We start from the raw sequence: 20,141 nt of genomic DNA on the forward strand, positions 1-20,141 counted from the left end.
GGCCAATGCTGCCGGGACCCCCGCCGTGTTGAGGCGCGCTGGGGCTTACTTCACAGGGTCGAGCACGAAGTCGTAGGTGACCTGCTTGCCGTTGCCCGATGCTGCTGGCTGCACGTCGAGCATCAGTTCCGGCTTCACCGCGGTGGCGATGTCGTCGTCGTTGTGCGCATCGCCCGGGAAGTACAGCTGGGCGGTGAGCAGCTCGTGGCCCTCGGCGGAGACCTTCAGGTGCAGGTGCGCTGGGCGCCACGCGTGCCAGCCGGCGGCGGCGATCAGCTGGCCGCAGGCGCCGTCGGTCGGGATCTGGTACGGGGCTGGCTGCATGGTGTTGATCTGGAAGTTGCCTTCCTCGTCAGCAATGAAGGTGCCGCGCAGGTTCCACTCGGGGATGCCAGGGGCGAACTGCGAGTAGAACCCCTCTTCGTCTGCGTGCCACAGCTCGATCTTGGCGTTCTTCAGCGCCGAGCCGTCGGTGGAGCGAACCTGGCCCTGGAAGAGCAGGTTGGTGCCCTTCTCGTCCTCGCGCATCGAGATGGTTGCAGGGGTGTTCTGCGAAGGCGCTTCGGGCACGTAGTAAGGGCCTTCGATCGAGCCCTTGTTGCCTTCACGGTGGTCGGTGGCGACCTCTTCCACCGAGTGCTCCAGCCACACGTCCAGGAACAATGGCCATTCGCCGTCGTCGCCAACCTTGATCAACCATGCCTTCAGGGCATTGAACTCGTCGTAGCTCACGCGCTCTTCGAGGATGATGTCGTTGGCGGCCTTGACGAGCTTGGAAGCAAGCATGTTCACGCGCTCGGTGGAGGTCGCGATGCTGCCGAGCTTGCCGGAGTTGCGGAAGCTGTCGGTGGCGGCGTTGCCGGACTTGGCTGCAGTTGCGTCTGCTGGAGTTTCAGTGGTCATGGTGACTCCCCTAAATTATGTGGTGTGGCGGATGCGGATCCATACTGTGACCCCCATCATCCCGGGTGATTGATATTCAATGTAGTGCAGCGTCTATGCCAAGTGAAATACTCATTTGGCGGTCATTGGAACGTTCTGAATATCAATGCTTGTGGGCTGGGACACGGAGGGAATCCGCCGGTCCGGAAAAGTCCTAGGCCAGCGAATTCGGATGCTTGGCCAGCGCGGTGACCTTGATCTTAATGTACGGGTACATCGGGAAGCCGCTGAGGATTTCGTGCAGTTCGTCGTTGGATTCGACGTTGTACAGCGAGTGGTTCGCGTACTCGCCGACCACGCGCCAGATGCCCTGCATCTTGCCGCTGCGCTGCAGGCTTGCGGAGTACTCCTTTTCCCGGGCCTGGAAGTCAGCGACTTGCTCATTGGTCAGGTGGTCCGGGAAAACAACGTCCATACGGGCGAGGAACAACATGGGGATCTCCTTTAGTTCGAGGTGGAAAGCACGTGGTCCTGGCGGTAGCGCGCCAGCTTGGATTCGTCGATGGCGGCGCCCACGCCGGGCACGGTGCGCACCGGAATGCGGCCGTTGACGATCTGCAGCGGCTCGGCGAGCAGGTCATCGGACATGTCCAGGAAATTGGACAGTTCGCCGGCGCGGCGGCTGGTGGCTTCGAAGGCCGCGCCGAAGGTCACCGTGGCCAGCGAGCCGACCTGGGTGTCGATCTGATTGCCCATGGTGACATCCACGCCCAGCCCGGTGCACAGGCCCAGGATTTCGGTGGCTTCGGTGAAGCCCGAGCGGGCGGTCTTGATGCAGATTGCGTTCGCGCCACCGGAGAGCAGTTCGCGCGAGGCATCGCCCGCGGTGGGCGCGGACTCGTCGGCGACGATCGGGATCGGGGAGCGTTCGACCAGGCGGCGTCGGCTCATCGCTTCCTTGGCATCGCACGGCTCTTCGAGCATGGTCAGGCCAAGGCCCTCGGTCTGGCGCAGCACCTCCATGGACTCGTTCGCGCTCCAGCCGCGGTTGGCGTCCAGGTAGAGCTCCACGTCCTCGCCCAGCCCTTCGCGCAGCACGCGGCAGGCCTCGATGTCCAGGGCGAGCGGGCGGCGGCCGACCTTGAGCTTGAAGGTGGTGATTCCGTACTGCTCGCCGAAGCGCAGGGCCTCGTCGAGCAGCTCCTGGGCGGGCTTGAAGCCGAGCATGTGGCTCACGCGCATCGAGTCGGTGAAGCCGCCGAGCAGCTTGTGCACCGGCGTGCCCAGCGCCTGGCCGATGGCGTCCCAGATGGCGATGTCGATCGCGCCCTTGGCCACCTGGTTGTGGATGGTCCTATCCAGCACCTGGCGGATCTTGGCGCGGTCCATGATTTCCAGGCCGATCAGCTGCGGGGCGAAGACATCCTGCACGATCGCGACGATGGACTTCTGCGTCTCGCCGTAGGTGTACGGGCGCGGCGGGGCGTCGGCGGTGCCGATCACGCCTTCGTCGGTGTGCACGCGGATGAGCACGTGCTCGGCGGTGTGCACCTCGCCGCTGGCAAAGCGCAGCGGGTGGTTGTAGGGGATGGCGTAGGGGATTGTTTCAATCCGCTGGATTCGCATCGGGGTCCAGCCTTTCTAGGGGGTTGAGCAATGTGCAAAGTTCCAGGAAGTTGCGCACCAGCGCAGACTCGTTGCCGGCCTTCCAGGCGATCGCCAGGTCGACGGCCGGTGCGTTGCGCAGCGGCCGGAAGGTGATCCGGTTGCTGTGCGGCAGGTAGTGCGTGGTGGGCAGCAACCCGATGCCCAGGCCCGCGGCGACGAAGGTGAGCAGGGTGGAAGTCTCGCTGGCCACCTGCGCGATCTGCGGGGCGAAGCCCACGCGGCGGCAGGAGTCCATGATGATGTTGTTCACCGCGGAGGATGGCGGGTAGCAGATGAACTTCTCGCCAGCCAGCTGTTCCAGGTCCAGCTCATCGTGGGCGGCGAGCGGGTGGCCCAGCGGCAGCGCCACGGCCAGGTGGTCGCGGTCCAGCAGCATGTAGTCCACCTCGGTGCCGCGCACCGGCGGGCGCAGGATGGCCAGGTCCAGGCGTCCTTCGACCAGTCCCTCGACCATCTGCGGGGTGAGCATTTCGCCCTGCACGTTCAGCTGCAGGCCCGGCATCTGCTGGGAGCTGGCTTCGATGAGCTTGGGCATGATGCGCGAGGTGGCGCTGCCGGTGGAACCCAGTCGCAGCACGCCCAGCGCGCCTTGGCCCACGGTGCGCACATCGCGGGAGAGCTGGTCGAGCTCTGCGAGCAGGATGCGTCCGCGGCGCAGCAGCAGCTCGCCGGCGTTGGTCAGTTCCACCTTGCGCGTGGTGCGGATCAGCAGCTGGGTATCCAGGGTCTCTTCGAGCTGCTTGATCTGCTGGGAGAGCGGGGGCTGCGCGATATGCAGGCGCGCCGCTGCGCGGCCGAAATGGCGTTCTTCGGCGACGGCGACAAAGTAGCGAAGTAGTCTCGTGTCCATGGTGCTCCGATCGTCGGACCGCGCGTCGAATGCGCAGAAGACGCTTGCTGGCAACTCTAACGCGGCGGTCCAAGAGGGTGAAATACTTATTCTGGGTCGATTGAGAGTCTACAAGTATGAATGACTGGGCCGCACTGTATTCAACGATTGATTTCCAGGGTTGAATTATGCCGGGAGGCACTGGACTGCCACGGGCCCCATGTTGCCCCATGCCGCCACTTGGCCACCGGCGCGGCTCCTTCCTGGCGCTTGGCAGCGGGACAGCTCGCGGCTAGGGTGTGAATGTGACGCTGGGCACATGTTTCGTGTCCCCGCCAATTCCGACGAGGCGATCCATGAAGGGGTACGCAGATGAAGGCTTATGCCCAGGGCGAGAGCGGACCGCAGCTGATCGAAGAGACGATCGGAGCGAACTTCGAACGCACCACTGCCCGCTTCGGGCCGGCAGAAGCACTGGTCGAAGCGGCCAGCGGACGGCGTTGGTCATGGAGTGAACTGGATGCGCAGATCAACTCCCTGGCCAAGGGCCTGCTGGCCGCCGGCCTGGAGGCGGGAGACCGGGTGGGCATCTGGGCACCTAACTGCGCGGAATGGGTATTCGCGCAGTACGCCACCGCGAAGATCGGCGTCATCCTGGTCAATGTCAATCCTGCCTACCGCACCCACGAATACGCCTACGCGGTCAACCACTCCGGGGTGCGCCTGCTGCTGGCGGTCTCCGAATTCAAGACCAGCAACTACCGTTCGATGGTGGAGGCGACCCGCGCCGACACCCCGAGCCTCGAACGCGTGGTCTACGTGGACACCGGGGACTTCGCCCAATTGCTGGGCGAGGGCGAGCAGGTCAGCGACGAGGAGCTGGCCCGGCATCTGGCGGCCACCAAGCCCGGGGACCCGATCAACATCCAGTACACCTCGGGCACCACCGGCTACCCCAAGGGCGCGGTGCTCAGCCACCGCAACATCCTGAATAACGGCTACCAGGTCACCGGCATGATCGATCTGGACGAGCATGACCGGCTGTGCATCCCGGTACCGTTCTACCACTGCTTCGGCATGGTGATGGGCAACCTGGGCTGCACCTCCCGGGGCGCGACCATCGTCATCCCGGCCCCGGGCTTCGACGCCGAAACCACGCTGCGGGTGGTGGCGGAGGAGAATTGCACGGGCCTGTACGGGGTGCCCACGATGTTCATCGCCATGCAGAACCTCTCCAATTTCAAGGACTACGACCTTTCGTCGCTGCGCACCGGCATCATGGCCGGATCCATCTGCCCGGTCGAGGTGATGCGCCGCTGCATCGACGAGATGGGCATGGACGGGGTGTCCATCGCCTACGGCATGACCGAGACCTCGCCGGTCTCCTGCCAGACCCGCAGCGACGACGATATCGAGCGCCGCACCTCCACCATCGGCCGGGTGCACCCGCATGTGGAAATCAAGGTGGTGGACCCGGTGAGCGGCGAAACCCTGCAGCGCGGGGAAACCGGCGAATACTGCACCCGCGGCTACTCGGTGATGCTCGGCTACTGGAACGACGAAGACAAGACCCGGGCGGCCATCGACGACGAAGGCTGGATGCACACCGGCGACTTGGCGGTGATGCGCGAGGACGGGTGCTGCACCATCGTGGGCCGCATCAAGGACATGGTGATCCGTGGCGGGGAGAACATCTACCCGGCGGAAATCGAGGAATTCCTCTACAAGCATCCGGATATCGAGGACGTGCAGGTGGTCGGGGTGCCCGATGAGAAGTACGGCGAGGCGATCTGCGCCTGCATCCGCATGAGGGACGGCCGCGAACCCCTGGACGTTGCGGCCATCGGCGAATATTGCACCGGGCATCTGGCGCATTACAAGATCCCCGCCTACGTGCAGATCCTGCAGGATTTCCCGACCACCGTCACCGGGAAGATCCGCAAGAACCAGCTGCGCGAGGATGCGGCGAAAGTGCTCGAACTGTAGCCAAATGCCACCAGGCAGGGCGCAAGGCACAGCGTTGCTTTGGGTGGAGGTGACCTTGGACATAAATACTGCGTCGATGATTTTTCCGACTGCTAGTTTTCCAAGTAGCTTGCCTTGGGCAAGCCTGGCATGATTTGCTGATCCAGATCAGGTCCAGGCCAGGGGTTGCCAAGGAATCCGAACGTGAATGGGGCGCGTACTTGCAGAAACATTTCAGCCGCTTAGTGGGCATCGCTGTCATTTTGATCGTCGTTCTCGCGGCCTCGCTCTTGGCCTGGTCGTTGAGCATGAGCGGGAAGCCTGCGCTGATGTGGAACCCGATCGAGGTCCATATCGGAAAACTCTGGACTACTTTCTACAGCACCGAGCTGCCGGATCTGTCCATCCTCGCTTTCGCCGTCGCCGCAGCGGTCGTCCTGGTGCTGCTGGTGGTCCTGGGCGAACGCTTTGTCACCTGGCGCTATCGCCGGACGCCGATCCAGAAATCGAGCCGGCCGCTGGCGCCCAAGGCGGTGATGGCCCGGACGCGGGGCATCTACGCCGGGCCGGTGACCGTGACCGTGCTGATCCCGGCGCACAATGAAGAAGCCTCCCTGCCGTACACCCTGAAAGCACTGGAGGAGCAGAGCTTTGCTCCCTCGCGCGTCATCGTGGTTGCCGACAACTGCACCGACCGGACCGTGCAAGTTGCCCACGAGCACGGGGTCGAGGTGTTCGAATCGGTGGAGAACACGCACAAGAAGGGCGGCGCGCTGAACCAGGCGCTGCACTCGATCCTGCCCGGGATGGGCGATAACGACTGCGTCATGGTGATGGATGCCGACAGCCAGATCGGCGCGGATTTCCTGGCAACCGCCCGGGACCGCTTCACCTGGGACCGCGCGCTGATGTCCGTGGGCGGGCTGTTCCACGGAGAAGAGGGCCATGGGCTGATCGGCCAGTTCCAGCGCAATGAGTACACCCGCTACCAACGCGAAATCGGCCGTCGCGACGGCCGGGTCTTTGTGCTGACCGGTACGGCCTCGGTATTCCGCGCGACGGCCCTGCGCGAAGTGGCTGCGGCGCGCGGGAGCATGCTGCCGGGCACCTTCGGCGAGGTCTACGACACGGCGGCTTTGACCGAAGACAACGAACTGACCATTGCGCTCAAAACCCTTGGCGCGCTGACCACATCGCCGCAGGACTGCACGGTGGTCACCGAGCTGATGCCCAACTGGAAGATGCTGTGGGCGCAGCGGCTGCGCTGGCAGCGCGGCGCCTTGGAGAACCTGGGCGCGTACGGAGTCACCCCGCAGACCACGCGGTACTGGGCCCAGCAGATCGGCATCGGCTACGGCGTGATCGCGCTGTTCAGCTATTTCGCGCTGATGATCATCATGCTGGTCTCCATGGACAACTGGGTGTGGTTCCCCTTCTGGATGCTGCTTGGAGCGCTCTTCGCTGTCGAGCGCGTGGTCACGGTCTGGCACGGCGGCTGGAAAGCCAGGATCATCGCCGCGCTGGTGATTCCGGAATTGGTCTATGACGCCTTCCTGGACCTTGCGTTCCTCAAGGGCGTAGGGGATATCGCGTTTGCCCGGAGCGCGGATTGGAAGCACGTCGACCACGCGGGCGCCGCACGTAAGGAAAGCACCTCATGATGAATCACCTCGTCCAGATTCCACGTGGAATCATTCTTCCCGAGAGCGTTCTGCTCAGTGATTGGTTCGCCGTGCTCGCTTCGTTCGTCGCGATCAACACCGTGCTCTATCTGGTTCTGGGACTGGCCAAGCTGCTGCCGGTGATCCGGATCCGCAGCTCGCGGGGACGGGAACGGCGCTCAGAAACCCGGAATATCGATCCCGAGGCGTCCGTGTAGCTCATGCATCGCAGCTGGCAAGCCCGCAAGCTCGACGCCGGGGCTGAAATAGAAGCCCTGCGCATAGTCGAAGTCCAGCTTGCGGGCCAGATCGAGATGCTCACCGGTTTCGATCCCCTCGACCAGAGTCCTGGCACCGATCTCACGGGCAGCGGCCAGCAGGATGCCAACGTGTTCGCGAGCCTGCGTCGATGCCAGGTAGTGGAGGAAAAGCGACCGGTCCAGCTTCACGATGTGCGGCTTCAGCCGGAGGATGCGCCCCCGCGTTGCGTAGCCGATGCCGGCATCGTCAACCAGCAGCAGGCAGCCGAGCTCATCTGCATGGATGCGGGCCGCATCGCAAACTTCCGGCGCGGACTGCTCGTGCAGTTCCAGGCCCCAGAGCAGCCGGGGATCGAGTGCCGGCCCTGCGTGCGCGAACGCCCTGATCGCTGGACCCGAAGCATTCATGGTGAGCAGCAGCCCCTCGGGCAGGCCTTGGCTGGATTCGACGATGCGCTCCAGGGCGCGAAGCTCCAGTTCAACCAGGTTGCCTTCGGCGCGGGCTGCGGAGAAATGCTCGTCAGGGCTGCGCCCGTCGCTGAAGCGCGCCAGTGCCTCGAAACCCAGCAGCGTTGTGGAACGCAGGTTGATCAGTGGCTGGAATACGAACTTCATGGACTACCTAACCTGGCGGTATGGGCTGGCAACTTGATTGCTGATTAGGCTGTTGCTACGAATGAGATCTTACCGCGCCACTGGCCGGGATCACGCGGTTAAGATGAATTTAAGAGAAAGCGGGTGATGGCATGCCGAGGACAATGGACCGGCGGTCAAACGACGATGGAATTTGGTGGAGCCGGTTCCTTCCAGCCAGGCTCCGCCGCATCAAGCGATTGGAAGTGGCTGTCACAGGGATGGTGGCAGTTTTCCTGCTGCTTTTCTATGTGGTCAACCTGGGCAATGATTTCAGCTCTCCGCTCTTCCAGAAGCTGGCGGTAGCCAGGGTTGCCGGGGCGCTGGGGCTGGTGATCGCCGTGTGGTGGATGCTGGATCGTTTTCCGTTGTGGATCGCCTATCTCGGGGCCCTGGCCGAACTCTCGGCCTTCGTGGTCTTCGTGGGTTTTTCGGTCAACCATGAGCAGATCGTGTTCAGGCTCCAGGAATTTCCGCTCATCGCACTGTACATGTCGTGGCTCTTTCCACCGGCTATCACCCGGTGGACCATCTACCCGATCATGGCTTTCACGATTCCCTACTCGGTGTTCTCCGGCCCTGCTGTGGGCACCGAGCACCAAAGCGGGCTGTTGAACGTGCTGAGCTTGGTGTTCTTCACCGTCGCCGGGATGTTCGTCGGCCTCTACGTCAAGCGCCGGTTCCGCCAGCAAACCCAGATCGACGCATTGACCGGGGCCTTGAACCGCGTCGGGCTGGCCGTGCGCGGCGATGCCGCCTTGCTCTCCTCCCGGAAATACCGCAGGCCCCTGGCTGTGGCGCTGCTGGACCTGGACGGATTCAAGGAGATCAACGACCAAGGCGGCCACGAAGCCGGGGATCTTGCCTTGAAGCAACTGGTACGGCATCTGCGCAGTGCCACGCGGGCAGGGGACCTGGTCAGCCGCTTGGGCGGCGATGAATTCGTGCTGGTCTTCCCAAATACGACCCGTGGCCAGGCTCAGGTGCTGATGGAGCGCATCGAGTGTTCATCGCCGCTGGCGTGGAGCTTCGGAACGGCAGAAGCCCGCACGGATGACAACTTGAGCACGATGATTCTCCGGGCCGACCGGGACATGTACTCCTCCAAGCGCCTGCGGACGGCCGAACGCGGAAAGAGCGCGGAGGGAAGCTGAGCTCCGTGCCCTAGTTCAGCTTCCCGCCCAGGCGGTCCTGCATCTTCTGGCTGGCCTCGTTCAGGCCGCGGATTTCCACGGTTTTCCCGTAGTTCTGGTACTTGGTGCGGATCGAGTCCAGGGCGGCGATGGTCGAGGCGTCCCACAGGTGCGAATCGGACATGTCGATGATGACCTTCTCGGGGTCCTGCGCGTAGTCGAACTGGGTGTACAGGTCGTTCGAGGAGGCGAAGAACAGTTCGCCGTTGACCTTGTACACGGCGGCATCCGGGGTTGCGCTGCGATCCACGGTGACCATATGCGCCACGCGATTGGCGAAAAGCACCATCGCCGAGAGGATGCCCGCCCCCACGCCGATGGCCAGGTTGCTGGTGATCACGGTGAGCGCCACGGTGATGGCCATGACGAAGGTTTCGCTCTTGGGCATCATCTTCAGCGTGCTCGGTCGGATGGAATGCCAGTCGAAGGTGGTCGCCGAAACCACGATCATCACCGCCACCAGGGCCGCCATCGGAATCTGCGCGACAATGTCGCCGAGCAGCACCGCGAGCAGCAGCATGAAGATGCCGGCGAAGGCGGTGGAGATGCGGGTGCGCCCGCCGGAGACCTTCACGCCCACCATGGTCTGGCCGATCATCGCGCAGCCGCAGATGCCGCCGAAGAAGCCGGTGACGATATTCGCGGTGCCCTGCGCCCAGGACTCGCGGGTCTTGCTTGACGGGGTATCGGTGATGTCATCGACCAGCTTGGCGGTCAGCAGCGATTCGAGCAGCCCCACGAAGGCCACCGCGATCGCGTAGGGCGCGATGATCTGCAGGGTCTCCAGGTCCAGCGGCACCCCGGGCAGGTGGAAGATCGGCAGCGAATCAGGCAGTTCGCCCTTCTCTCCCACGGTCGGAACGGCAACCTTGGCAAAGATGGTGATCGCGGTGAGCACCACGATGGCGATCAGCGGAGCCGGCACCGCCTTGGTGATCTTCGGGAAGAAGCAGACGATGGCCACGCCCAGGATCACCAGCGGGTAGACCATCCACGGGACATTGCGCAGCTCGGGCATCTGCGCCCAGAAAATCGAGATGGCCAGGCCGTTGACGAAGCCGATCATCACCTGGCGCGGGATGAAGCGCAGCAGCTTGGCCACGCCCAGCAGCGCCAGACTCACCTGGATGACGCCGGCCAGGACCACGGTAGCGAAGAGGTACTCCACGCCGTGGGCGCGCACCAGCGGGGCGACCACCAGAGCCACCGCGCCGGCAGCTGCCGAAATCATCGCCGGTCGCCCGCCGGTAATGGCGATGACCACGGACATCGTGAACGAGGCGAAGATGCCCACGCGCGGATCCACGCCGGCGATCACTGTGAAGGCGATGACCTCGGGGATCAGCGCCAGGGAGACCACCAGGCCGGCAAGCAGCTCGGTTTTGAGCAGCCGCGGGGACTTCAGGGTGCGCAGCACCGACTGTCGTTGCAGGGGTGTCAGTTCAGCGATCGCGGCACTCACCGGGGCTCCGTTTCGTCAGCTGTCCCAGGGAAAGAAAAGTGGGAACCCGTCTACGGTATCGCACCGGGGGTAACGCAGAGGAGTTTAAAACGCCGTCTTGAAAGCCTAGGACCTGCGCCAGCGAAGAAACCCTGGATTTGTTGGCCGATGCGCGGGGCCGTTTTCAGCGGCGCACCGCAGATGGAGAATCAGATGACTTAGCATCCGCTGCAGAGCCCCGGACTACTGAATAGGCCGGGGCTAGGCGTCATCTCGAGATTGGTCGCTCCACATCGCCCGTATTCCTAGGGCTTAGGAGCTGTCAACGACACAATCTAACGGGAAAATAGCGTCGATAATTATGAACAGGTTTGCGTTTTTCCTGGCCAAGCTGATGAGAGGCGAAGCATCCTGAGTCGGCCTGTGGATACTTATTAGTAAAGATAGAAACCTTCACCGCTCTTGCGGCCGAGCTTTCCTAAACTAACCTTCTCAGTAATTAAGGGATGCGGAAGATCGGTTTCGTTTCCAGTTTCAGCAAAAGTTGCCTGCGCGATGAAATCTATGACATCAAGGCCTACCATGTCCATAAGTTCGAAGGGTCCCATGGGGTGGCCAAGCGCAGTTTTAGCGGTGGTATCAATGTCTTCCATGCTCGCAATCCCAGCCTGAGCTAGATCCAGCGCTTCGGCGTTTATGGCCCCCATGATGCGATTGGCAATAAACCCAGGAATCTCTTTATTGACTAGCACTGGGCTCTTTCCCAGACGTGTCGCCACCGCCGAGACTGCTTCGATGGTTGCATCGTTGGTCTGTTCGTTACGAACAACTTCGACGCACTTCATAACCAGTGCAGGATTAAAGAAATGCATATTGCAGACCTGCTCCGGGCGCCCGGTGGCCGCAGCAATTCGCGACGAGGGGAACGTAGAGGAATTCGTTGCGAAAATTGCATGAGCCGGTGCATATTTGCCAAGCGACGCAAAGATCTGTTCTTTAATGTCCAGCCGTTCTACGGCAGCTTCAATGACCAAATCCGCCACCGCTGCCGCTTCAGCCAGATCGGTCTCCTGGCTTAGCCGCTGCAGGGCAGCATCTGCGGTGGCCTGTTCTAGTTTGCCTTTAGCAACTCGGCCCGCAGCCCAGGACTCGAGTTCAGCGCGGGCGGTAGAAAGCGCTTCGTTCGAAATGTCTTGAAGCACTGTGCTGTATCCGCTTAATGCGCAATTCATTGCGATTTGACGCCCCATCGTGCCCGCGCCAATCACCAAAATTCGTTCAATCGCCATCGTGCGTTCCTTACTTAAAACTTGGTTGATGGATCTTGCCAAGAGGGCAGGTTGTGGTGCTTTGCACCTAGTGCTCACTGACCAACAGGGACTGGTTTAGCGGAAGGCCGGCACACCGGTGAGCTTATTGCCCAGGATGAGGGTGTGGACTTCATCGGTGCCTTCGTAGGTGCGCACCGATTCCAAGTTGTTTGCATGGCGCAGCGGCGAGTAGTCCAGGGTAATCCCGTTGCCGCCGAGGATGGTGCGTGCTTCACGGCAAATGGCGATAGCTTCGCGGCAGTTATTGAGCTTGCCCACCGAGATCATGTGCAGATCTAGCTTCCCTGCGTCTTTGAGCCGACCAATGTGCAGTGCCAGGAGGAATCCCTTGTTGATTTCCAAGGCCATATCCACCAGCTTCTGCTGGGTCATCTGGTATCCGGCCAAAGGCTTATCGAACTGAAGACGTTCCTGAGAGTAGGCCAATGCAGCTTCAAATGAGTCACGAGCAGCGCCCATGGAACCCCACAAAATTCCGTAGCGTGCCTCATTGAGGCAGGAGAACGGGCCCTTCAAGCCGATGACGTTGGGCAGGACAGCCGAGCCGGGCAGGCGTACATCCACCAAGTCGATCTCGCACTGGATTGAAGCCCGCATGGACAGCTTCTGCTCGATAGGGGTTGCGGTGAAGCCCGGGGTGCTGGTCGGGATCACAAAGCCGCGGATTCCTTCATCGGTCTGCGCCCAAATCACGGCAACCTGGGCCACGTTGGCGAGCCCGATCCAACGCTTGGAGCCATTGATGACCCAGTCATCACCATCGCGACGGGCGAAGGTCTTCATGCTCGAAGGGTCAGATCCAGCTGTTGGCTCAGTCAGGCCGAAGCAACCGATGGCTTCGCCCGCAGCCATTTTTGGCAGCCATTCCTGCTTCTGCTCCTCGGAGCCGTGCTTGTAAATGGCGCTCATGGCCAGGGAACCCTGGACCGAGACGAAGGTGCGTAGACCGGAATCACCGGCTTCGAGCTCTGCCCCGGCGATACCGTATTCCACAGCTGAACGTCCGGCGCAGCCGTAACCGTTCAGATGCATTCCCAACAGGCCGAGCTTTGCCATCTCTGGAACGATCTCGAGCGGGAAGACGGCGTCGTTGTACCACTGGGCAATATTGGGTTTGATGTTCTCATTGACGAATCCGCGTACGGTATCGCGGAGCGCTAATTCTTCGGCAGCGAGCATCGAGTCGAAATTGATCAGGTCTGCTGGGTCCAGAAGGTGAGTTGCAGTGCTCATGGTTGTGCTCCTTGAAAGTGCTGAATATTTAATGAACTGGGCTTAAAAGCTCTTGGTGAGCCCCGTGCGCTGGGGGTGCGCTTCGATATTGGGCAGGGCTCCGTGAAAGTCCAATGGGGCTGGCAATCTGGCTGGTTACTACGGCGGTGTCCGGATCAGTGATGGTTGCGATCGGTTCCAGTCCCAGTTCTTGGGCAAATTCAATGGCTTCCGCAATGGAATTGACTTTGCCCGCAGGCACCCCAGAGCTCATGAGAGTCGATGCCCAGTAAGCAGAGGATTGCCTGACGGTAGCGGTCTCGATGATTTCTTTGAGCTCTTCGCGATGGGCGACTCGGTCAATGTTGGTACAAAATCTGGGATCCACGGCGAGTTCGGGTTGTTCCAGCTGTTCGCTGAGTGCCCGGAATTGCCGGTCGTTGCCCACGGCGATGGCCACGACCCCGTCTGCGGATTTGAAGGTTTCATACGGTGCGATGCTTGGATGTGCGTTGCCCATGCGAGCTGGCGATTCGCCGGTGGCCAGCGTGCTGCTGGATTGGTTGGTCAGTCCCGACAGTAGTGAGCTGAGCAGGTTCACGCTTACCCGTTGGCCTACACCGCTGGTATCCCGCTCGCGCAGAGCCAAAAGGATACCGGTCACAGCATTTTGTGCGGCTAGGACATCTACTAGGGCCACGCCTACTTTGCTGGGAGGTCCCGACGGTTCGCCGGTAATGCTCATCAGCCCGCCGACGGCCTGCACCAATAGGTCAAAGCCCGGCAACATAGCGCCTTTATCTTCTCCAAAGCCTGAGATGGAGCAGTAGACCAGCGTTGGGTTTAATTCCTTGAGGTTCTCATAGTTCAGGCCGAACTTGGCAAGAACCCCAGGGCGGAAGTTTTCTACTAAGACATCTGCTTCGCGGATCAGCTCGCGCAGCGCTTGCAATGCCGAAGCATCTGCAAAGTCAACGATGGCAGCCTGCTTGTTTCGGTTCACGGACCAGTAGTAGGTGCTAATTCCCTGCGCATTAACCGGCGGCTTCCAGCTACGGGTTTCGTCTCCAGCCGTGCTTTCTACTTTCAGCACGTCTGCACCAAAATCTGCCAGAGTCATAGTGCATAACGGTCCGGCCAGAATGCGTGAGAGATCGATGACTTTGATCCCGGCAAGAGGTTGGCTCATTTGCTTTCACACCACCATTTCACTCACAATTTCTAGTTACATGTTGCATGCTACTCTATGTCGCGTAGTTAATCCTTGGCAATAGCGAATTCAGAAATTACTGCAAATTGCTCAGATGATCAGCTCGTCAAGACGTTTCAAAAAGGGTTCTGCTTCTAGTCCAGGGGTGCGCGAGCATACGGACCGAACGAGCATCTGTGCTGTTCGCCTGACGTGGCCGCGGACCGCTTCTGCGGCCGCCTTGGGATCCTTAGCCAGGATGGCCTGCATGATTTCATCCCGATCTCCAGCCAGATCCTGGCTGGATCGTGCGAAGGGGACCGTCGTCTGGCCGTGGGCTAATACGAGGTTGCGTAGCTCTCCGGCGACGTCTTCCAATTTGCTGTTCTTGGCAAGGCCCAATAGGTATAGGTGAAATTCTTTGTCTGCTTCTAGGGTCGCGCGGCCGTCCCCAGTTTCACCAATTTCGAGCATCCGCTGATGCAGATCCTTTAGTCGTGCAATATCAGATTCACTGGCATTTCGTACACCAAGTGCCGCGGCAGGTGGCTCGATCGCCAATCGCAGCTGGAAGACTTCGACGATATCTTCCAATGAAATCTGGTTCACCCGTACCCCGCGATTTTTCGCCACGGTTACGATGCCTTCTTTTTCCAGCAGCTGCAACGCTTCGCGTACTGGGGTGCGTGAGACTCCCAGCTTTTCTGAGATTCCAATCGCCGAGTAATGTTCTCCCGGGGTCATTTCACCAGAAATAATGGCGGCACGGATCATCGTGGTCACCTGCTCGGTGAGGGAAACCTTCGGCCGAATTGGTTGCATGCTACTCATGTTCTGAAGCATATCCATGATTAACAACTGGAACAACGCGACGTAAAATCCTGTGATTCGGCTAGTCAGACATTTCCTTGGCCATCTGATGGGCCAAAAAGGTCGTTTTAAAAACACTGTCCCAGCCGAACTTGGGGGTTCCGGCTGGGACAGAGCGATCATCACTCGCACCTTTAAGGGGTACTTACCAATGTAGTTCCAGAAGCTGTGCCGGCACTGGGTATCAACTGCACGTTGGTATCGAAAACTGGGGGAGAAAATGGTTTTGGATACAGAAACTGGCACTGTCGCAAGACCGACAGTGCCAGTTTCTACGTCATCACTCGCACCTTTATGAGGTACTTACAACTCTAAAGCGCCAGCCTGTGGAAGAGATTAGCAGGCACTGCGCGTAGGCCATGGATTCGGCAGGGCTAATCTACGAACCGGCCAGATCGGCGTTGCGGTCGATACCCATTCTGCAGCTATTTGATGACAAAAAGACGGTACTGAACCCATAACTATATTTATAGGATCTCTGCATATCAATCACGAGTGAGCTGAACCACACTAAGGGTTTGCCGTGTAAGGAAATTGCTGATCCCACGAGCCGTTTTCCTGTCCTTGGTGTGAAGGACAGGGTGCTGCGACTCGCGGCTCTGCGGATCACGAGCCTTGGAAGCTGCAGGCATGAACAAAAGTATGGAAGTCGAGCAAGGTGGGCGGATTGCCGCTCATCGCTATCCCTCCCAACAGCGTGACGGCGTCGAAGAGCTGCTTGCCATGCGCGGAATTACAAAAATCTTTGGCGACGCGAAGGCCTTGGACCAGGTCGATTTCGACCTGCGGCCCGGGGAGGTCCATGCGCTGATCGGCATGAACGGTGCCGGTAAGTCGACACTGATCGGAGTGCTTTCGGGCAATCACCGGCCGGATGCTGGCGCCATCATCATTGACGGCCAGAAGCTGGACGGGCTGGACCCGCGCAAGGCCCGTGAATTGGGCATTGCCACGGTTCCGCAACGGCGCGATCTGGTGTTGCAGCTCTCGGTGGCCGAGAACCTGCTGATGGGCGATCTGCCAACCAGGGCTGGTGTGGTGGACTGGAAAGCGGTGCGGCAGGTGGCCCGTACGGCGCTGGCTGAAATCGGCATCCAGATCGATGTCGACGCGATCACCGGGACGCTCAGCGCTGCCGAGCAAACCATGGTGGAGATCGCGCGCGAAGTGCATCGCGGCGGCCGGGTGCTCATTCTCGATGAGCCGACAGCAGCCCTCGGGGGACATGCCGCGGTCGAGGTTCGGGCATTGGTCAAGCGGCTGCGCGCGCAGGGCAAGACGGTTGTCTACATTTCCCATCACTTGGAGGAGATCCTCGAGCTGGCTGACCGGATCACGGTGCTGCGCGATGCCAAATGGCAGCTGACTGTGGAGAATGCCCAACTGGAGATGGCGCAGCTGATCTACGCGATGGTCGGGGATCATGTGGTTTCGGACCGGCCTGCCATTGAGCGCGAGGCGGGGGAGGGGAAGCTGGAGCTGTCCGGCATATGCGTTGGCCACCGGCTCAAGGATCTCGGGTTCGTCGCTCGGGCGGGGCAGGTAACGGCCGTGCTCGGGCCTGCGGGGGACGGGCAGTCGCTGCTCTTCGAGGTGCTCTCCGGACGGCTGAAGCCGGACGCTGGAACCCTGCATGTGAATGGCGCGCTGGTCCGGCCAGGCAGCATCACTGCGTCGTTGCGCAGCGGACTGCGCTGCATTGCCGGGAACCGACTGGGCTACGGGCTGGTGGGCGGGCTGAGTATCGATGAGAACATCCTGATGGCCAAGGACCGCACTGAGCGAAGGAAGCTGGTCAACTGGCGGGAACTGCACGCCCGGGCCGCGCAATTGCGCCAGCGCTTCGGGGTCGTATCCATCGGAGCCAATCCGCCGGTCGGCTCCCTCTCGGGTGGCAATCAGCAGAAGGTGCTGCTGGCCAAACTGCGGTGCGGGAGGCAGGCCGATTGCCGACCATCGAGGGGCGGGTACCGTTGGCCGGAGCCTGGCCGCAGGGCTGCCACTTTGCAGAGCGCTGCGTTTTTTCCACCGACGCATGCAGCGCCGGGCCGATCGCACTGGAAGAACAGGTGCGCTGCGTGCGCAGCGCCCAGTTGGCCGATGAGCTGAAGGAAGTGATCCGGTGAATCTGAACAGCACTGCGCTCTTGCGCGTCAAGGATTTAAGCGTGCGCTACGGCACCGGATGGCGTGCCCGCACGGCAAAGCCCGCAGTCAGCGGGGTCAGCTTCGAGATTGCTCCTGGTCAGACCCTAGGCATTGTGGGGGAATCCGGTTCCGGAAAGTCCACCACCGGCAAGGCAGTGCTCCGGCTGGTCCAAGCGGCCAGCGGCAACATCAGCTTCGACGGAACCGAAGTCACCGCATTGGGCAAGAAGACCCCGCTGTCCTACCGCCGCGATGTGCAGTCGATTTTCCAAGACCCCGGCGCTTCACTGAATCCACGCCAGCCGGTGTCCCAGGGTCTGCATGCAGTACTGGCCCGGCATCGCGTGGGCAGCCGTGCGGAGCGAAAGCAACAGGTGGCTGACGCTTTCGAGAAGGTCGGGCTGGCGCCGGTGCACCTGCATCGTTATCCAGGCGAGCTCTCCGGGGGACAGAACCAGCGCGTGGCGATCGCCCGCGCGCTGGTGCTGCAGCCGCGGCTGGTGGTCTGCGACGAAGCGGTCAGCGCGCTGGACCTATCCACCCAGTCGCAGATCATCAACCTGCTGGCGGAACTGCAGGAATCCACCGGGGTCAGCTATCTGTTCATCGCCCACGACCTGGGCATTGTGCGGCATATTTCGCATCGGGTGGCCGTGATGAATGCCGGTCAGCTGGTGGAGCAGGCCACGACCGAGCAACTGTTCGAGCAGCCCGAGCATCCATATACCCGGGCGCTGCTGGCGGCGCGGCCAGCAGCGGATCCTTACCACCGCGAGGAACGGCGGTTGCAGCGGGCCAACGCGTTCGCTTCCAGCGCCTTGGCTTAGACAATAGACGACGTCGTGTGCAGGGATCCGGACGAGAGCGGGGCATGCGGAACGCATCGAGTTTTGCGAGTTCCAGGATTTGCAGTTCCGAGATATCCGGACTGGCGATGAACAGCACTTCGGGTATCTAGATGTTTCAAGGAGCCCAAGAATTAGGCGGATACATTACAAAGCTGCGCTCTGAGGCCACATGTGGAGATGCTTTGCCACTAAAAATGAATGCGACATTGCAACGTTTGACTACTCATGACTCGACGCCCAGTATTTCCAAGGTAAAACTGGCATAGCAGAAGATGAACGGGAGCCAGCATAGCGTTGGGTCAGGGGAACGCGGTGGAATGCCAACGTACACAAGCTAAGAACCAAAACAGACCACTGGATAAGAGGAACGCCATGTTTTCCAACGAAAACCATGTTGGTCAGGAAAGGTCCGGGAATGTCGATTCGAATGATCTGCTGGACCGTCTGCGCAAGACTCTATAAAAACGCAGTTTCTGGCCCACGCGGTCAAGGGTCTGCTGGGGTTGAAATGGGTTGCAGGCTCGAGCGGGCCACAGAAATCATTTTGTAATTTTGCCCCGAGCCCTCTGGTCCATTTTTCCCACGATCAAGGTTAAAAGAATTACGAGTCCAATGGCACCGAAGGAAATGGACATTGCATGGTCCCAACCGAGCGATGGCAACGCAACGTAAAATATTGCGGTCATCACCGCGACTCCCACTGCTGTACCGACACGTTGGAAAGTCTGGACTAACCCACCGGCACTGCCAGCATGTTCAGGTGGGATCTCCATCATCGTCAAAGCCTGATTTGGAGAGATAATGGTCCCCTGCGCAACACCCATTAATGACAAAGTCAGCAGTAACCACCAGAGGCTCAAACCAACAAGATGGTGCAGATAAATAGCCGCAACGCTAAGGGAAAGTCCGCAAAGAGCAAAATACGTTCCCGCAATAACGATTTTTCGCCCGTAATCGGTAACCCGTTTACCTGCCCAAGCTGAACCTAAAGCAGCCAAAATGGCAGATGGAAGACCCAGCAGACCAGCGTGAACAGCACTGAAATCATACGCCTGCTGCGTATATATGGCTACCAAAACCCAGACGCTCGTAGCGCCTAGGTAGTAGAGTCCGCCAACGATACTGCCGTAACTGAAGGAGCGAATTCTAAAAAGTTCTAAGTTAATCATGGGTGAGCGGTTACGTTTCTTGTACGCCAGTTCCCAAAAGACCCAGGACACGATAAGGCCCGGTCCCAGAGGGCTCAGGAACCACACCCATGTTGATTCGCGCCCTTGAACGATAGGGAAAAGCACCATGAAAATACCCGTGGCTAAGAGCAACGCGCCAATCGGGTCAAGATCTCGTACTGGCACTTCTCCGTGCTCCCGGCGGCGTTTGCGAAATGATGCCCGGGGAAACCAAACTAGTCCAAGCAGAATGATCAACAAGCCGATTGGCACGTTAATCCAAAAGGTACTTCTCCATCCCAGATCGGTACCCAGTAGTGCCACGAATGCACCTCCGAGTAATGGTCCGACGGCTACCGATGCCCCAGCGATCGTGCCTAACATCCCGTAGGCGCGTCCTCGTTCCCGGCCTTTAAAATTCTGCTGGATAATCCCCATAATCTGGGGATTCATCAGCCCGGAGCCGAGTCCTTGTACTACTCTGGCTAGGTTCAATGCAAATGCATCATGAGCGAGTCCTGCCGCAAGGCTTGCGCTAATAAATAGGCCGATGCCAAGAAGAAAGAGTATTTCTCGACCGTAGATATCACCAATACGTCCAGCCGCGACAAGTACTATACCGAAGGCCAGAGCGTATCCTGATAGTACCCACTGTAGATCGGATTCGGTGGCATCTAGTCCCGTTTGAAGCGCCGGTAGCACCACATTCAGTATGCTGACGCTTACCAGCGACATGAACTGCGCAGTTAGTAACACCGCCAGAATCCGCCAGCGTACAGGGTTCAATGCAACGTCTGTGTCTGGGGGAGAATGGTACTTGTGTGCTTCAGAAGCTCGGTTCAT

At 60.3% G+C, this 20,141-nt stretch carries 17 protein-coding genes and 1 pseudogene; 7 read left to right on the plus strand and 11 right to left on the minus strand.

The window, feature by feature from the left end; translation table 11 throughout:
- Window positions 1–45 precede the first annotated feature (45 nt).
- From catA to ACIP6G_RS10295, 4 genes are all read right to left on the minus strand, one after another.
- On the minus strand, window positions 46–903 hold the full coding sequence (catA, locus tag ACIP6G_RS10280; protein ID WP_388024814.1) for a catechol 1,2-dioxygenase: 858 nt from the start codon (window positions 901–903) through the stop codon (window positions 46–48).
- Window positions 904–1,096: 193 nt separating this feature from the next.
- The gene (gene catC / locus ACIP6G_RS10285; RefSeq protein WP_400289836.1) at window positions 1,097–1,375 is read right to left on the minus strand and encodes a muconolactone Delta-isomerase; all 279 of its coding nucleotides are present in this window, start codon (window positions 1,373–1,375) and stop codon (window positions 1,097–1,099) included.
- Between the two features lie 11 nt (window positions 1,376–1,386).
- Window positions 1,387–2,508: an enolase C-terminal domain-like protein gene (locus tag ACIP6G_RS10290; protein ID WP_400289838.1), complete on the minus strand. Its 1,122-nt coding sequence runs from the start codon at window positions 2,506–2,508 to the stop codon at window positions 1,387–1,389.
- Window positions 2,489–3,400 carry a LysR substrate-binding domain-containing protein gene (locus ACIP6G_RS10295; protein ID WP_400289840.1) on the minus strand — a complete coding sequence of 304 codons (912 nt, stop codon included), beginning with the start codon at window positions 3,398–3,400 and terminating at the stop codon, window positions 2,489–2,491. The genes ACIP6G_RS10290 and ACIP6G_RS10295 overlap by 20 nt, the downstream gene beginning before the upstream one ends.
- Window positions 3,401–3,751: 351 nt before the next feature.
- Between ACIP6G_RS10295 and ACIP6G_RS10300 the strand changes: the two genes are divergently transcribed.
- From ACIP6G_RS10300 to ACIP6G_RS10310, 3 genes are all read left to right on the plus strand, one after another.
- Entirely contained in the window at window positions 3,752–5,365 is a 1,614-nt protein-coding gene (locus ACIP6G_RS10300; RefSeq protein WP_400289841.1) for an AMP-binding protein, read from the plus strand.
- 224 nt (window positions 5,366–5,589) lie between these two features.
- The gene (locus tag ACIP6G_RS10305; protein ID WP_400289842.1) at window positions 5,590–7,005 is read left to right on the plus strand and encodes a glycosyltransferase; all 1,416 of its coding nucleotides are present in this window, start codon (window positions 5,590–5,592) and stop codon (window positions 7,003–7,005) included.
- Window positions 7,002–7,223, plus strand: coding sequence for a hypothetical protein (locus ACIP6G_RS10310; RefSeq protein ID WP_286172179.1), 222 nt, complete (start codon window positions 7,002–7,004; stop codon window positions 7,221–7,223). Before ACIP6G_RS10305 ends, ACIP6G_RS10310 begins: the two co-directional genes overlap by 4 nt.
- Here ACIP6G_RS10310 and ACIP6G_RS10315 read toward each other — a convergent pair.
- Window positions 7,185–7,880 (minus strand): EAL domain-containing protein, encoded by a 696-nt coding sequence (locus ACIP6G_RS10315; protein ID WP_400289843.1) that lies wholly within the window; start codon window positions 7,878–7,880, stop codon window positions 7,185–7,187. The genes ACIP6G_RS10310 and ACIP6G_RS10315 overlap by 39 nt on opposite strands.
- A gap of 224 nt (window positions 7,881–8,104) precedes the next feature.
- On the opposite strand from ACIP6G_RS10315, the gene ACIP6G_RS10320 reads away from it, so the two are divergent.
- On the plus strand, window positions 8,105–9,052 hold the full coding sequence (locus tag ACIP6G_RS10320; RefSeq protein WP_400289845.1) for a GGDEF domain-containing protein: 948 nt from the start codon (window positions 8,105–8,107) through the stop codon (window positions 9,050–9,052).
- 10 nt (window positions 9,053–9,062) lie between these two features.
- Here the strand turns inward: ACIP6G_RS10320 and ACIP6G_RS10325 are convergent, their stop codons facing one another.
- From ACIP6G_RS10325 to ACIP6G_RS10345, 5 genes are all read right to left on the minus strand, one after another.
- Complete coding sequence (locus ACIP6G_RS10325; protein WP_400289848.1) at window positions 9,063–10,553, minus strand: SulP family inorganic anion transporter; 1,491 nt, start codon at window positions 10,551–10,553, stop codon at window positions 9,063–9,065.
- A 413-nt stretch (window positions 10,554–10,966) separates the two neighbouring features.
- Window positions 10,967–11,821 (minus strand): 3-hydroxyacyl-CoA dehydrogenase family protein, encoded by an 855-nt coding sequence (locus ACIP6G_RS10330; RefSeq protein ID WP_400289851.1) that lies wholly within the window; start codon window positions 11,819–11,821, stop codon window positions 10,967–10,969.
- Between the two features lie 96 nt (window positions 11,822–11,917).
- On the minus strand, window positions 11,918–13,096 hold the full coding sequence (locus tag ACIP6G_RS10335) for an acyl-CoA dehydrogenase family protein (protein WP_400289853.1): 1,179 nt from the start codon (window positions 13,094–13,096) through the stop codon (window positions 11,918–11,920).
- 28 nt (window positions 13,097–13,124) lie between these two features.
- Window positions 13,125–14,264 carry a CaiB/BaiF CoA transferase family protein gene (locus ACIP6G_RS10340; protein ID WP_400289855.1) on the minus strand — a complete coding sequence of 380 codons (1,140 nt, stop codon included), beginning with the start codon at window positions 14,262–14,264 and terminating at the stop codon, window positions 13,125–13,127.
- Window positions 14,265–14,375: 111 nt separating this feature from the next.
- Window positions 14,376–15,095 carry a GntR family transcriptional regulator gene (locus ACIP6G_RS10345; RefSeq protein WP_400289856.1) on the minus strand — a complete coding sequence of 240 codons (720 nt, stop codon included), beginning with the start codon at window positions 15,093–15,095 and terminating at the stop codon, window positions 14,376–14,378.
- Window positions 15,096–15,857: 762 nt separating this feature from the next.
- Here ACIP6G_RS10345 and ACIP6G_RS10350 point away from each other — a divergent pair.
- The 3 genes and pseudogenes from ACIP6G_RS10350 to ACIP6G_RS10360 form a co-directional block, all read left to right on the plus strand.
- A pseudogene (locus tag ACIP6G_RS10350) lies at window positions 15,858–17,051 on the plus strand (sugar ABC transporter ATP-binding protein); the annotation flags it as partial.
- 11 nt (window positions 17,052–17,062) lie between these two features.
- Complete coding sequence (locus tag ACIP6G_RS10355; RefSeq protein ID WP_400289857.1) at window positions 17,063–17,260, plus strand: hypothetical protein; 198 nt, start codon at window positions 17,063–17,065, stop codon at window positions 17,258–17,260.
- A complete protein-coding gene (locus ACIP6G_RS10360) occupies window positions 17,257–18,108 on the plus strand; it encodes an ATP-binding cassette domain-containing protein (protein ID WP_400289858.1) in 852 nt (283 codons plus the stop codon). Before ACIP6G_RS10355 ends, ACIP6G_RS10360 begins: the two co-directional genes overlap by 4 nt.
- A gap of 560 nt (window positions 18,109–18,668) precedes the next feature.
- On the opposite strand, the gene ACIP6G_RS10365 is transcribed toward ACIP6G_RS10360, so the two are convergent.
- The gene (locus tag ACIP6G_RS10365; RefSeq protein ID WP_400289860.1) at window positions 18,669–20,141 is read right to left on the minus strand and encodes an MFS transporter; all 1,473 of its coding nucleotides are present in this window, start codon (window positions 20,139–20,141) and stop codon (window positions 18,669–18,671) included.

Source organism: Glutamicibacter sp. NPDC088483 (genome assembly GCF_044753145.1).
GTDB lineage: Bacteria > Actinomycetota > Actinomycetes > Actinomycetales > Micrococcaceae > Glutamicibacter.

What these genes read in the sequence shown, in the direction of transcription:
- catA (WP_388024814.1), bottom strand. Translation starts at nt 903, where the DNA reads ATGACCACTGAAACTCCAGCAGACGCAACTGCAGCCAAGTCCGGCAAC.
- catC (WP_400289836.1), bottom strand. Translation starts at nt 1,375, where the DNA reads ATGTTGTTCCTCGCCCGTATGGACGTTGTTTTCCCGGACCACCTGACC.
- ACIP6G_RS10290 (WP_400289838.1), bottom strand. Translation starts at nt 2,508, where the DNA reads ATGCGAATCCAGCGGATTGAAACAATCCCCTACGCCATCCCCTACAAC.
- ACIP6G_RS10295 (WP_400289840.1), bottom strand. Translation starts at nt 3,400, where the DNA reads ATGGACACGAGACTACTTCGCTACTTTGTCGCCGTCGCCGAAGAACGC.
- ACIP6G_RS10300 (WP_400289841.1), top strand. Translation starts at nt 3,752, where the DNA reads ATGAAGGCTTATGCCCAGGGCGAGAGCGGACCGCAGCTGATCGAAGAG.
- ACIP6G_RS10310 (WP_286172179.1), top strand. Translation starts at nt 7,002, where the DNA reads ATGATGAATCACCTCGTCCAGATTCCACGTGGAATCATTCTTCCCGAG.
- ACIP6G_RS10315 (WP_400289843.1), bottom strand. Translation starts at nt 7,880, where the DNA reads ATGAAGTTCGTATTCCAGCCACTGATCAACCTGCGTTCCACAACGCTG.
- ACIP6G_RS10330 (WP_400289851.1), bottom strand. Translation starts at nt 11,821, where the DNA reads ATGGCGATTGAACGAATTTTGGTGATTGGCGCGGGCACGATGGGGCGT.
- ACIP6G_RS10335 (WP_400289853.1), bottom strand. Translation starts at nt 13,096, where the DNA reads ATGAGCACTGCAACTCACCTTCTGGACCCAGCAGACCTGATCAATTTC.
- ACIP6G_RS10340 (WP_400289855.1), bottom strand. Translation starts at nt 14,264, where the DNA reads ATGAGCCAACCTCTTGCCGGGATCAAAGTCATCGATCTCTCACGCATT.
- ACIP6G_RS10345 (WP_400289856.1), bottom strand. Translation starts at nt 15,095, where the DNA reads ATGAGTAGCATGCAACCAATTCGGCCGAAGGTTTCCCTCACCGAGCAG.
- ACIP6G_RS10365 (WP_400289860.1), bottom strand. Translation starts at nt 20,141, where the DNA reads ATGAACCGAGCTTCTGAAGCACACAAGTACCATTCTCCCCCAGACACA.